12 protein-coding genes are annotated in these 12,369 nt (G+C 64.8%); 2 read left to right on the top strand and 10 right to left on the bottom strand.

Going from position 1 to position 12,369, the window contains the following annotated elements; genetic code table 11:
* The first annotated feature begins 413 nt into the window (after positions 1 to 413).
* Entirely contained in the window at positions 414 to 1,286 is an 873-nt protein-coding gene (locus JZY06_RS00115; protein ID WP_207117459.1) for a hypothetical protein, read from the top strand.
* A 233-nt stretch (positions 1,287 to 1,519) separates the two neighbouring features.
* On the opposite strand, the gene JZY06_RS00120 is transcribed toward JZY06_RS00115, so the two are convergent.
* The 7 genes from JZY06_RS00120 to glnA form a co-directional block, all read right to left on the bottom strand.
* Positions 1,520 to 1,939, bottom strand: a complete 420-nt coding sequence (locus JZY06_RS00120) for an organic hydroperoxide resistance protein (protein ID WP_207117460.1) — start codon at positions 1,937 to 1,939, stop codon at positions 1,520 to 1,522.
* Positions 1,940 to 2,144: 205 nt separating this feature from the next.
* Complete coding sequence (locus JZY06_RS00125) at positions 2,145 to 3,479, bottom strand: MFS transporter (RefSeq protein ID WP_330616980.1); 1,335 nt, start codon at positions 3,477 to 3,479, stop codon at positions 2,145 to 2,147.
* 148 nt (positions 3,480 to 3,627) lie between these two features.
* Positions 3,628 to 4,560 (bottom strand): nucleoside hydrolase, encoded by a 933-nt coding sequence (locus tag JZY06_RS00130; RefSeq protein WP_207117461.1) that lies wholly within the window; start codon positions 4,558 to 4,560, stop codon positions 3,628 to 3,630.
* 48 nt (positions 4,561 to 4,608) lie between these two features.
* On the bottom strand, positions 4,609 to 5,436 hold the full coding sequence (locus JZY06_RS00135) for a PP2C family serine/threonine-protein phosphatase (RefSeq protein WP_207117462.1): 828 nt from the start codon (positions 5,434 to 5,436) through the stop codon (positions 4,609 to 4,611).
* Positions 5,437 to 5,483: 47 nt separating this feature from the next.
* A complete protein-coding gene (locus JZY06_RS00140; RefSeq protein ID WP_207117463.1) occupies positions 5,484 to 6,065 on the bottom strand; it encodes a nitroreductase family protein in 582 nt (193 codons plus the stop codon).
* A gap of 159 nt (positions 6,066 to 6,224) precedes the next feature.
* Complete coding sequence (locus JZY06_RS00145; protein WP_207117464.1) at positions 6,225 to 6,566, bottom strand: hypothetical protein; 342 nt, start codon at positions 6,564 to 6,566, stop codon at positions 6,225 to 6,227.
* A 306-nt stretch (positions 6,567 to 6,872) separates the two neighbouring features.
* Entirely contained in the window at positions 6,873 to 8,309 is a 1,437-nt protein-coding gene (gene glnA / locus JZY06_RS00150; RefSeq protein WP_207117465.1) for a type I glutamate--ammonia ligase, read from the bottom strand.
* 450 nt (positions 8,310 to 8,759) lie between these two features.
* Here glnA and JZY06_RS00155 point away from each other — a divergent pair, with 450 nt between their 5' ends.
* Positions 8,760 to 9,284: an RDD family protein gene (locus tag JZY06_RS00155; protein WP_207117466.1), complete on the top strand. Its 525-nt coding sequence runs from the start codon at positions 8,760 to 8,762 to the stop codon at positions 9,282 to 9,284.
* An 8-nt stretch (positions 9,285 to 9,292) separates the two neighbouring features.
* Here the strand turns inward: JZY06_RS00155 and JZY06_RS00160 are convergent, their stop codons facing one another.
* The 3 genes from JZY06_RS00160 to JZY06_RS00170 all read right to left on the bottom strand — a co-directional run bounded on the left by JZY06_RS00160 (position 9,293) and on the right by JZY06_RS00170 (position 12,203).
* Positions 9,293 to 9,745, bottom strand: coding sequence for a hypothetical protein (locus tag JZY06_RS00160; protein WP_207117467.1), 453 nt, complete (start codon positions 9,743 to 9,745; stop codon positions 9,293 to 9,295).
* Positions 9,746 to 9,793: 48 nt separating this feature from the next.
* On the bottom strand, positions 9,794 to 11,251 hold the full coding sequence (locus JZY06_RS00165) for an L-serine ammonia-lyase (protein WP_207117468.1): 1,458 nt from the start codon (positions 11,249 to 11,251) through the stop codon (positions 9,794 to 9,796).
* 169 nt (positions 11,252 to 11,420) lie between these two features.
* Positions 11,421 to 12,203: a DUF4191 domain-containing protein gene (locus JZY06_RS00170; protein ID WP_207117469.1), complete on the bottom strand. Its 783-nt coding sequence runs from the start codon at positions 12,201 to 12,203 to the stop codon at positions 11,421 to 11,423.
* Positions 12,204 to 12,369: the final 166 nt, after the last annotated feature.

The raw sequence follows: 12,369 nt of genomic DNA on the forward strand, positions 1-12,369 counted from the left end.
CCGGGGACGCGTTCGTGATGAACTTCAATGTCTTCGCCGACCTGGGACGAACCCACACAGCAGACCACGCGCTGTAAGCCTTGCGGTTCAAGGCGAAAAAACACCGGGCCACCACCGGTGAAGCGGTGCCCGCAGCCCCGGGCGGCAGCCGGGTGGCCCACTCCACAAGCACGGGAAGACAGCTCCCGCCGCACCGGCACGTCCGCTTGCCCCGTCAGCGGACGTGCCGTTTGTCTTTTTTAGCCACCGGCGCAAACTGCTGTGCCCCGGCAGGTAACCCGGGATGTTCGCTGAGGGCATGCCGCTGGATGGGCGGTTGATCCGTAGGCTGGGCGGTGAACCCGTGATGTGGTGGCCGAAACGGTGGCCGCAGCAGGGAAAAATCCCACGACAACCCACAGGATGTTTCTGTCATGCGCTTTACAGTTCACGCCGATTTGACCAGCTACGATTTTCCGGAACTGGCCGCTTTCACCGATGCGCTCCGCTCGATCCCGGGGGCGAGAATCACCGGGATGAATATCGACGGCGGTGAGCTTTCCGCCTCGGTCGAGATTGATCCCGCGGCTAGCCGGGCGCCCCACCCCACCCGGCCGCAACAGCAGCAGACCACCGGTGGCTACCCGATCGGGGACGTGCTGCGGATGAAACGATTCCTCGAGGATCTGGCGGCCGGCGGGCCGGCCGACCGCTACCGTGACCGGCTCAGTGACGCCATCAGTTATCTGGACACTTTCCTTTCTTCCCGCCCCGGAGACACCGCCCCCGGTGGCGCCACCCCGGCCCCGGACGCCGGAACAGGTGGTGGTGCCGGTGACAGCAGCAGCGGCCCGGCGGATGCGGCACAGCGTGACGGCGGTGACGGCGACACCCAGCGCAGACGCGACGGCGGCGCGGCACACCCGGGATATCCGGACGAAAGCCTGGGGCAGCGTTTCGGCCACATGGGCCAGTCAGTCACCGATGCGATAGGCCAGGCCCTGGACACATTCTTCGGCCCCGCCACATCCGGTGCCGGTGACGTCGGTGGGAGTGGTCGTCCGCGTGGCACACGTCCCGCAGGCGGCAGTGCCAGCAGGCCCCGTCAGTCCCACAGCTACGGTGAATTCGTTACCCCGGGCGAACCCGAGCCCGACAGGGCCGAAGACAGCGTCGATGATTTGGACGATGTCCGCCGTATCCGGAAACTGCGGGAAGACCAGCAGCACCCGAACCCCGGGCAGGACAACCCCACCGATTCCGGCAGCGACGACGGTGCTCCCGGATCCGCCCCGGATGAGACCTAGCCCGGCGATCCGTCGTCAGTGACCTGGTGCCCGGCCCACGATGCGCCCGGTGCATGTGCCGCCCCGTCCCGGGGGACAGCTGCCGCCGGGACGGGTGGCAGACGGAAAATGCGGCAACCGGCCCGTCCAAGCAGTGCCGGCAGAGTTTTCAAAAACTCCGCCTACACCGTGCGCGGGCCGGTTGTTTCGTGTCTTTTGCGCCAACCGTCACCGGTTGCGGGGGTGAAAAACCCCTAGCCTTCGACGGCGGTGACGGTGACGTCGATATTGCCGCGGGTGGCCTTGGAGTAGGGGCACACCTGGTGGGCCCGGTCGGCCAGCTGCTGTGCCTTGTCCAGCGGCATATCCGGGATGTGGACCGAAATCACGGCGGCCAGACCGAAACCGGAGTCATCCTTGCCGAGAGTGACCTCGCATTCGACGGTGGAGCCGTCGGTGGTGGCTGAGGCTTCGCCAGCGACCAGTTTCAGGGCGCCGTGGAAACAGGTGGCGTAGGCCGCGGCAAACAGCGACTCCGGGTTGGCGGCGCCACCCTGGCCACCCAGCTGTTTCGGCGGGCGGACATCAAAATCAATCTGGTTGTCGCTGGAGGCGACGTGGCCGTCACGGCCACCGCCGGTGGAAGTTGCGGAAACGGTGTAGAGGTTGTCCATGTCAGTGGTCCTTTTTTTCAAACAGAAAACTTCGGGGGAATACCCGGCCATGCCGCCCGGTGAAGAAAAACTATGGGACGGCAGGCGGGGCTTACCACTGTAGGGCACCCATCCGGTTGACCGCTGCCCGGGCGCCTGGTGAGCTGCGGGGATCGGCAACGGCGGCGGCGCCCGTGTCGCGGCGCGATGTCGTTTTGTTCCCGCGTCAGTGCGCCTCGCCGCCCGTGCCGTGGGCCGCGTGAACCTTGGGCGGGGCGGAGATGATGTGCCGGGCTTTAAAGCGCGCCAGCCCGTAGCCGGTCATGCCCACCGCCCACAGCACGGCACCGGCATAGTAGGCCAGACGGAAATCGGCCCACTGGTAGCCGGTTGATCCGGCCGAGGAATAGTCGAGCACATAACCCATGACCTGGGCGGCGATCATGGAGGCGGTGAAACCACCGGTGTTGGCAAGCCCGGTGGCGGTCGCCAGAATCCGCCGGTCGACGTTTTCCCGCACCGTGTCAAACCCCAGATTCGACACCGGCGCGAATGTTGCCATAACCACATTGACCAGCATCAGGGCGGCAAAGCCGCGGGGTCCGGTGGAGGAGAGAAACCACAGCCACAACACCACGGTGCTTGCCGGGCCTGCCACAACCAGCATCCACCGGCGGCCACCCAGCCGGGCGCTGGCCACACCGATGACCGGGCCGGTGACCACATTGACAACCATATTGACCACCAGCACAGAAGATATTTGCTGCGGGGACAATCCCATGCCCAGCTCCATCAGCGGCATACCCCACAGCAGGGTGAACACCAGCTGGAAGGACAGTCCGGAAAAGTGGGTGAAAAACGCCGTCCAGCACACCGGGTTTTTCACCGCCTGCACAAACGCCGGGAACGGCGCGATTGTGCTGGGGCGGGTGCGTGCAGCCGGGTCGGCCGGCTGCGCCGCGTGCGGTGGCTCATCGGCCAGCACACACGCTGCCGCGGCAGCCACCAGAATGCCCACCGCCCCCAACGACACAAACGACATGCTCCAGCCGAAGCGGCTCAACGACCAGGCGAAGGGCACGGCGGACAAAAACTGGCCCAACTGGCCGACAGCGCTGGTCAGCTGGGTGAAAAGTGGTGCTTTCTGCAGTGGGAACCAGGCCGGAAGAAGACGCATGACCGACAAAAAGGCGGTGGCGTCCCCGGCACCGATCAACACCCGCGCCCCGACGGCCACCCCGTAGTGGCCGGTGATCCCCAGCACCACCTGACCCACAGCCATGACCGCCGCCCCGACCAGCAGCATTTTCTTCGGCCCGAATTTGTCGATGAGGATTCCGGCGGGAATTTGCGCGGCGGCATAGACGCCGACCTGCACGGCGGTGAACACCGCCACCTGGGAGGCCGTGACCGTGAAGTGTCTCATGGCGCCGACGGAAGCGACACCGAACGACGTGCGGCCGGTCACTGCCACCACATAGATGGCCAGTGCCGCCAGCCAGACAACCAGCGCTGCCGGGGTGATGCGGTGGGTTTCAGCCCGGGTGGGGGAATCGGTCACAGGTATGACTTTAGTCACCGGTGTTGGCACGCCGTCAAATTATCCAATCTGCTGCACTTGGGGGTGCGGGGAGGAGCCCGGCGGTTGTTTTTGTCACTCCTGTGCCGGGGGTGGCACGGTTTCGTGCGGTAGCGTGTCTTTTCCCGACCTAGGGCAGCCGCCCCAGCGCCTCGCGCAGGGTGGCGAACAGTCGGCTGTTGTCGACTCCTGTGACCACCGTGTGCCGGTGGTTGACCGGGGCGGTGGGCCGGAAATCGACCACCGTCATGGCGCGGGTGAGGCTGCCCGTGAGTTCCACCGCCACCGGGGCGTGCACACTGTCAAACAGTGTCGGATCGGCCGCATAGGCCACCGCGCACAGATCATGGATGGGCGGATGCGGCATTGCCGACTGTCCCCGGTAGGCGGTCCGGTAGGCGGACATGATTTTTCCGGCGCACACCGCCGCCGACGTGCCCGCGGCGGTCAGCATGGCCTGGGTGCGGTCATCCACCGTTGCCTGGTGGGTGACATCCAGTCCCAGCATGACAACCGGCCAGTCGGCCCGGAAAACCATGGCGGCTGCTTCCGGGTCGGTGTGGATGTTGAATTCCGCCACCGGGGTGCAGTTGCCGGTGTGGTAGCCGCCGCCCATGATGACCACGTTGTTGACCCGGTGGGCGATCGCCGGTTCCAGTTCAACGGCCAGGGCGAGGTTGGTCAACGGGCCGGTGGCCACCAGTGTGATTGTGCCGGGATCCGATTCCATGATGCGCCGGGCGATCACCGCGGCGGCGTGACCGGGGCAGGGGGCCAGGGCGCTGTTGTGGTCCACCCCGTCCAGGCCGCCGCACCCGTGGACGGCCGGGGCGGTGACCAGATCGGCAACGAGGGGTTTGCCGGCACCCGCATACACCGGTATGTCACCGGCGCCGAGCGCAGCCAGCAGATCCAGGGCGTTGGCGGTGGCCCCCGCAAGCGGCAGGTTGCCGCCGACGGTGGTGACCGCCGCAAGATCGAGGCGCGGATCCCCGACCGCCAGCATCAGGGCGATCGCGTCGTCGCGTCCCGGATCACAGTCGTAGATGATTGTCTGTGCCATGGTGGTGTCCTTTTTGTCGCGGCTGCCCAACAAGGCGGGCAGTCTGGGTCAGTGGGCCGGCGGGCCCATGCTCGCCATGATGATGGTGGCATCGTCACGGTGTGACGGGCGGGGGTGGGTGCGTCTGTGCGGATCAGCCAACTCCAGGCTGTCGGCCCGCTGGTGCAGCCGGCCGAGGCTGCCGTGTCCGCAGGCAAAAAGAATATCGCCGTAACCGGCCAGGCACAGATGCTCCACCGGCACCTGCATGCCGTCGCTCATGGCCGCCACCCGGTCGATTCCCGCCAGCGGCACCACCACAACCCGGGCTACGGCAGCCACTGCACGGGAATCGACCCCGGACGCGGCAATCCAGCGCCCACCCGGCCGGTTGCGGGTGGCGCGTTCGCTGACACTGTCTTCATGCAGCCGGGTGTAGAGGTCGGTGATGTCACCGCATCCGGCGCATATCCGCCGCCTGTCGGCTGCGGGAAGATCCCAGAATCCGGTGGAAAACAGCGGATCGCTCAGCACCGTGATCTGTCCGGCACGGTCGATGACCACCGGTGAATCCCCGCACACCGCCACCCCCAGCTTCGAGTCATCCCAGGTGACAAGCGCCATGGTGGACTGGGCACCGCTGCCGCCGGTGGCAGCGCTGGCCCGGTCCAGTGCCTGCTGTAGGTGGCCGCGCATCCCCTGCATGGTGATGCTGCCCACCGGGCAGGAGGTCAGGGCATCGGCCAGGGTGTGTGCATAGTCGGCCACCGCTGATGGGCCGGCCGCATCCGAGGCCAGCGGGGTGACCCCGTCACAGACGGCGAATATCCGCTCACCGGTGGCCATACCGTCCTGGTTGACGGGTTTTCTGCTCCAGGTGAAACTGTCGATACGCATGGTTGCCACCAGCCTGTACTGTGTGAAGACACGGAAAAAGCAGAGACTCAGTAGCTGTCGTCGACGCGGCGGTTGGCCTGGCGGCCCGGATGCGGCGGGACAGTGTCGCTGTGGCCGACGGTGACCAGCAAAGCGATGACCGCATCATCACGGTCGCCCAAACCGATGGCCTGCTTGACACCCTGTTCATCCCAGCCGGTGGTCGGACAGGTGGCCAGGCCTTCCTCGGTGGCGGCCATCATGGCGAACGACGCCAGCAGCATCGCCCCGCGCAGGGCATGCTCACGCAGGGTGTGCGGGTTATTGCGCTGGGCGTAAAACCCGGTGATGAAATCCTGCTTGGCCCGCGGAAAAAGCTCATCGGCATCCGGCGGCAGGGCACCGGTGAAACCGACAGCCACCAACACCACCGGCGCATCAAGGAACTGCTGCTGCCCGGAGGCGGCGACAAGGGCCTTTTTGACGGTCTCGTCACGCACCACCACCAGATCCCGCATCTGGGTGTTGAAGGCGCTGGGCGCCTCCAGGGCGGTGGCGCAAATCCGGTCCAGCACCTTCTCGTCGACCGGTTCGCCGGTAAACGACCGGTTGGCCCGGCGGGTGGCGGCAAGATCATGGAAGCTGGTCATGGTCGAAGCATCATCCTTAAAAAACGAACTCGGCGACATACGGGGGCGGATTGTCCGGCACGCCCCAACCGACCACGATACGGCAACCACCCTGCGGGGCCGGGCAGTGATCGCCGCCGGAGGACACAGGTGAGGAAAAACCGGTCACGTAAACCCCGGTCAGCCGTCGGTTGCGCCGCTGGATGGCGGCACCAGTGCCGCCACCCCGGTCACAGCCATACATCCGGCAGCAACCTCAACCGCATGAACCCGGCGGCCCCGCAGCGGCGACAGGGCCATCACCACCCGGGGAGCGGTGTTGGCGACAATTGCGGCCCCGCCGGGCAGAAGATCCGCGGCGATGAACAGCAGGGGCGAAAAACCGCCGACATTCACCTCCAGCACCATCGACTTCCACCACCAGCTTCCGGTGGGAAGGGTCCTGTTCCACAGTGAACACACCAGGCCCGCCGACAGGGCACGCACCGGCGCATTGACCATCGGACGACCGGGGTGAACCACACGGGTAGCGGTGATGTGGGTCGTTTCCCAGCACGGGGGAGCAATGGCCGTGCGGGCAAGCAGGCTGGACTGTGACAGGAAAAAGTACCGGGATGGGACGTGGTGTCACGCCCGGCGGGAAAGACTGGTGCGGGCAGAAAAAACTACCCGCGGGAAACAAGGAACCGTCACCGCGCCGGGCAAAGAAACCACCACCGGCCCTGTCAGGCCTTTGGGGACGGGATACCGCCGTCAAAGGTTCTGGAAGGGCCGGTGGACCAGGAATTTTGGCGGCCGCCGGGGGGGACGCGCCGCCGAAGGACCGGACTAGCAGTCGTAGTACATTTCGAATTCCTGCGGGGTGGGGCGCAGACGGACCGGGGCGATCTCGTTGTCGAACTTGAACTTGATGTAGGTGTCGATGAGATCCTCGGTGAACACGTCACCTTCGGTGAGGAAGTCGTGGTCCTCGCCCAGTGCCTTCAGTGATTCTTCCAGCGAGGTCGGGGCCTGCGGAATCGAGGCGGCTTCCTCGGGGGGAAGCTCGTAGAGGTCCTTGTCCACCGGGGCGTGGGGTTCAATACGGTTTTTCACACCGTCCAAACCGGCCAGCATCATGGCGGCGAAACCGAGGTAGGGGTTGCCCGACGGGTCGGGTGCGCGGAACTCAATGCGCTTGGCCTTCGGGTTGGAACCGGTGATCGGGATGCGGACTGCGGCAGAGCGGTTGCGCTGCGAGTACACCAGGTTGATCGGGGCTTCGAAACCGGGAACCAGACGGTGGTAGGAGTTCAATGTCGGATTGGTGAAAGCCAGGACCGCGCCGGCGTGGTGCAAAATGCCGCCAATGTAGTAGCGGGCGATATCCGACAGGCCGGCGTAGCCGGACTCGTCGTGGAACAGCGGCTTGCCGTCTTTCCACAGCGACTGGTGGGCGTGCATACCCGAACCATTGTCACCGGCCAGCGGCTTGGGCATGAAGGTCACCGACTTGCCGTTGCGGAAAGCGGTGTTTTTGATGATGTATTTGAAGCTCTGCAGATCATCGGCCGCATGCAGCAGGGTGTTGAACTTGTAGTTGATTTCCTGCTGGCCGCCGGAGCCGACCTCGTGGTGGGCGCGCTCCAGATCGAATCCGCAGGCGGCCAGGTGGCGGCACATCTCGTCGCGCAGATCCTGGGTGTGGTCGTAGGGGGCGACCGGGAAGTAGCCGCCCTTCATGCGGTTTTTGTAGCCCAGGTTCGGCGAACCGTCGAGGTTTTCCTCCTCGCCGCGGTTCCACCAGCCCTCAATGGAATCCAGGTGGTAGAAACCGGAATTCGCCTGGGTTTCGTAGGAGACTTTGTCGAAAATGTAGAACTCGGCTTCCGCACCGAAAAAACAGGTGTCGGCGATACCGGTGGAGGCCAGGTATTCCTCGGCCTTGCGGGCGACATTGCGGGGGTCGCGGGAAAACGCCTCACGGGTGAACGGATCGTGGACGAAGAACTTCATGTTCAGTGTCTTCGCCTTACGGAACGGGTCAATGCACGCTGTCGCCAGATCCGGCAGCAGGTTCATGTCGGATTCGTCGATGGTGGTGAAGCCGCGGATCGACGAACCGTCGAAGGCGAGGCCTTCCTCGACGGCGTCCTCGTCGAACATCGACGCGGGAATGGTGAAGTGCTGCTCAATGCCGGGGACGTCGGTGAAACGGATGTCGACAAACTCGACCTCGTTGTCCTTGATGAACTTGATGACGTCTTCGGTGCTTTCCAATGACACGGTGACTCCTAGCGGCCGGGAGCGTGGAAAAACCTGCGGGTGAAAAACAACGGGTGTTGTTCTGCAGTGTTTTCCAGTCGTGGGCAGCGGGAAACCGGCTGCCGTGGCCGGGTTTGTTTTTTTTCTGTTTGTTGTGGTGGGTCACGGCCAACGCCTTACAACCACCGGGAAACGTGCTCCCGGGGCGTCGCGGCGGGCAGGCAATGTGAGACGAAAGAAAAAATCACACCGCCAGTGAACCGGCCGCGCGGTGCACGGGCCTTCACCCAATCTAGACGAATTTCTATTGCCCGACCATAAATACACGCCAAATACATCCCAAAAGCTGCCCCACCCCGGCTGCGGGGGTGTTGCGGCGGCTGACCCCGGTGGCGGGCCGACGGGGTGGCGACCGGCGGCGGTATGCCCCGCCGGAAGCGGGCGGGGCCGCCACCGGCTACATTTAGTGCCATGCGTGACAGGGATTCCAGTTGGCTTGACGGCCCCCGGCTCGCCGGAGAAGGTGACGATGACCCGACCCGCCCGGCCCGGTGGCCGGGTGAGAAAATCGGGCTGCCGCAACGCGGTGCGGGCAGTTTGGCCAGTATTGTGCGGCGGGTCGGCGGACTGTTGCTCGACTGGGTGATCGCCCAGATGGTGGCGCTGATCATCAGTGGTTTCGCCATCAGTGATTTCTTCAACCGGTCGTTGACCGATGCCGCCTTCAACGGTGCGGTCAGCCGGTTCAACGAGATCACCATGGTCGCCTATTTCGTCATCGGGGTGATCACCGTGGTTCTGTTTGCCCGCACCCCCGGCCAGGCGATCATGAAAATGGGGGTGGCCCGCGTCGACCAGCCCGATCAACGGGTCGGTCTGTGGCGGGCGGTGGTGCGCACCGCACTGACACTTCTGGTGCTGCCGCCGGTGATCACCGACTCCGATGGCCGCGGAATCCACGACCGGTTGACCCGCACCGCGGTGATCCTCGGCTAGTGCCGCGGCTAGATCAGGGGGCGGTCACCATCGCCGCTGCCGGCCGGTGGGCGGTAGCCGACGCGATCGTCGACCCACAGCCTGATCGGGGAGGACAGCACCCCGTAGAACACGGCTGCCACGACCAGGGTGACAACACCGGCGGTGATGGCCTGACCGGCGATGAAAATGACAATCGCCTGGGCGATCAACAGACCGGACAGTGAATCCCGCAGAGTCCGGGACACCCGCTGGGTACGGCCCACGGTGAACGTGATGTAGAGCGATCCGGCCACCAGCAGACAGGCCAACACCTCCCAGGCCCAGCCGTAGGCGTTGAAACGGTGCACGCCGTCGATGACGGTGTCGATTATCCCGTAGACCGTGTACGCGGCAACGATGAGGGTGACGATCACCACACCCCGGTACACCGCGGGCGGAACCTGCCGGGCGCGTGTCGGAAAAGCAGTCGGGTCGGTCATGGGAGATCATTTTAAACAGGGGTGCCCGCCGGGCAACGAGCCAGCCCACTAGCACTCGGGAACGTTGACGGCCACCGGGGCCACGGTGGTCGCCAAACCTCCCCCGGAGGTTTCCTTGTAGCGGTCGGACATGTCTTTGCCGGTCTGCCGCATGGTTTCTATCACCTCGTCGAGACTGACCCGGTGGGTGCCATCCCCGCGCAGCGCCATGCGGGCGGCGTTGATGGCTTTGCAGGCGCTGATGGCATTGCGTTCAATGCAGGGAACCTGCACCAGGCCACCGACCGGATCACAGGTCAGCCCCAAAGAATGCTCCATGGCGATTTCCGCGGCATTGGCCACCTGTCGCGGGCTGCCACCCATCACCTCAGCCAAACCGGCGGCGGCCATGGAGGCGGCCGAACCCACCTCGCCCTGGCATCCGACCTCGGCCCCGGAAATCGATGCCCGCTCCTTGTAGAGCGAACCAATCGCCCCGCAGGCCAGCAGATAGCGCCGCCGGGCCGCCACCGGGTCGTGTTTTCCCGCAGGGGTGAATGTGAGGGCGTAGAAACCGACGGCCGGGACAATGCCCGCCGCACCGTTGGTGGGGGCGGTGACCACCCGTCCGCCGGCCGCGTTTTCCTCGTTGACGCTCAAAGCCACCAAATCCACCCAGTCATTGGCGTACTCGGCGGTGATCCCGGGATCGTCTTTGAGCAGGGAACGGTAGAAATCCCCGGCCCGCTTTTTCACCTGCAGGCCACCGGGCAACACCCCGGAGGAACGGATCCCGCGGCGGGCGCAGGCCTCCATGGCGGCCGCCAGAGCGTCGAGGCGTTGATCGATCGCGTCATCGTCCAGCAGTGACTTCTCGCAGCGGCGCTGCACCTCGGCGATGCTGACCGCATGCTTTTCGGCCAGTTCCACCAGCTGGCGGCCGGAGGAAAAAAGCCACGGCCCGTGCAATCCGATGGAGGTATCAACCTCGTCGTTGGTGCGGATGAATCCGCCGCCGATCGAATAATAGGTTTCCTTGAATTCCTCCCCGTCGGGAAGGACAGCCGAAAACGTCACCGCATTGGTGTGGATGGTCCGGATGACGAAGGGGCGCAAAATAATGTCTTCGAAACCGCAGGGAACCGGGCAGCCGGCGTCGCCGGCCAGGTTGACGCTTCTGGTGGCCCGGATGACCTCAATGCGGGCCTGCATCTCATCGGGGTCGAGGGTGGCGGGATCAAAACCGTCCAGGCCCGCCAGACAGGCGGCCAATGTTCCGTGGCCGACACCGGTGGCGGCCAGCGAACCGTACAAAATGATGGTGATACCGGTCGATCTGGTCACCGCCCCGGCAATTTTGGGCAGATCCGTGACAGCGTGGTCCTGCGGGTGGCACTCGCCGCGCATCGACTGGAGTTTGCCGTGCAGCAGCCTGCCGAAGTTCAGCCCGGCGATCATCGGGCCGACGGTGTGGGATGACGACGGGCCGACACCGATCCGCATCAAATCAAAAACACTGATGGTCATGGTCTGGTTTTTTCACCACGTCACGATTAGCAGGTGGTGGCCGGCAAAAATCGCCGACCAGTGAAAAACCGCGGCGGGCGCCGCCGACTCTGTCCCGCAGCCGGGTGCGGCGGGAAAGGTGCGGGGCGGATCATGCGCCGCGGTGCAACAGGGGGTGTGTTAACTTGCCCTAGCCGCGTTTTTGACGGGCCTGGGTGCGCCGTGCCCGCCGGTTCATGCCCGACAGGTTCGCGCCTTTGGGGATCGGCCCCTTCGGCAGACCCGCCTGCCCGCCGGGCAGGGTGTTGTCGATTGATTCAATACGGGCGATGAGATTGTAGGTTTCGTCCTTTTTCATCTCCCGGGGAAGTTTCATCAGTTCCCGCTGCAGTTTCTTCACCGGGATCTGGTCTTCCCCGTCACCGGCCATCAGTTCATAGACCGGGGTGGTGGGGGCCACCCGGGCGAAACGCTTGCGCTGCTGGGCCATCAGCGGCCTGACACGGTGTTCGGAACCTTCCCCGACCAGGACAATGCCGCAGTTGCCGATCACCCGGTGGACGGCATCCATGTGGGTGGTCACGGCAACGGAGTTTTTGGTGTTCCACACCATGCCCACCCCGGAGCGCATGTTCTGCAGCGCCCACCCGGCCGCCCCAGCCTGTCCCTCGGCCCGCTTGTAGACGGTGTTTTGCAGGCGTTTGGTAAACACCCACATTGCCGCGAGCAAACCGAAGGCAATACCGGGGATGGCCATCGTCCAGCCGCCCCACACCAGATAGCCGAAGAGCACAAACACGGCGATGATGCCGAAAAAGGCCGCCGCCATAATCGGTAGCAGCGCTTTGTCTTCCTTGCGCTGCATCTGGAACGCCTGCCAGACCTGCTTCCAGCGCTGTTTGGTGGCCTCACGCTTGGCGCGCTTGGCTTCCTTCTCCTGCTGCTTCAGGGCTTTCTTGTCGATAGTCGCCATAACCCCAACAATATCGAATACCGGCCGCACAACCCCAATGCGCCATCCCGAAGGCTGTGCCGCGCCCCGAAAAACCGCTCCCGCGGGGTGGGGCAAACACCTCGTGCCCCGCCCCGGACAGAGACTGCGGCGGCTATGGTTGCACACCCCGTTGCTGTCTTCCGGC

Origin of the sequence: Corynebacterium mendelii, from assembly GCF_017307055.1 — a bacterium.
GTDB classification, from domain to species: Bacteria; Actinomycetota; Actinomycetes; order Mycobacteriales; family Mycobacteriaceae; genus Corynebacterium; species Corynebacterium mendelii.

Excerpts from the sequence above, each read along its gene's own strand:
- JZY06_RS00115 (WP_207117459.1), top strand. The coding sequence starts at position 414 with ATGCGCTTTACAGTTCACGCCGATTTGACCAGCTACGATTTTCCGGAA.
- JZY06_RS00120 (WP_207117460.1), bottom strand. The coding sequence starts at position 1,939 with ATGGACAACCTCTACACCGTTTCCGCAACTTCCACCGGCGGTGGCCGT.
- JZY06_RS00130 (WP_207117461.1), bottom strand. The coding sequence starts at position 4,560 with ATGGCACAGACAATCATCTACGACTGTGATCCGGGACGCGACGACGCG.
- JZY06_RS00135 (WP_207117462.1), bottom strand. The coding sequence starts at position 5,436 with ATGCGTATCGACAGTTTCACCTGGAGCAGAAAACCCGTCAACCAGGAC.
- JZY06_RS00140 (WP_207117463.1), bottom strand. The coding sequence starts at position 6,065 with ATGACCAGCTTCCATGATCTTGCCGCCACCCGCCGGGCCAACCGGTCG.
- JZY06_RS00155 (WP_207117466.1), top strand. The coding sequence starts at position 8,760 with ATGCGTGACAGGGATTCCAGTTGGCTTGACGGCCCCCGGCTCGCCGGA.
- JZY06_RS00160 (WP_207117467.1), bottom strand. The coding sequence starts at position 9,745 with ATGACCGACCCGACTGCTTTTCCGACACGCGCCCGGCAGGTTCCGCCC.
- JZY06_RS00165 (WP_207117468.1), bottom strand. The coding sequence starts at position 11,251 with ATGACCATCAGTGTTTTTGATTTGATGCGGATCGGTGTCGGCCCGTCG.
- JZY06_RS00170 (WP_207117469.1), bottom strand. The coding sequence starts at position 12,203 with ATGGCGACTATCGACAAGAAAGCCCTGAAGCAGCAGGAGAAGGAAGCC.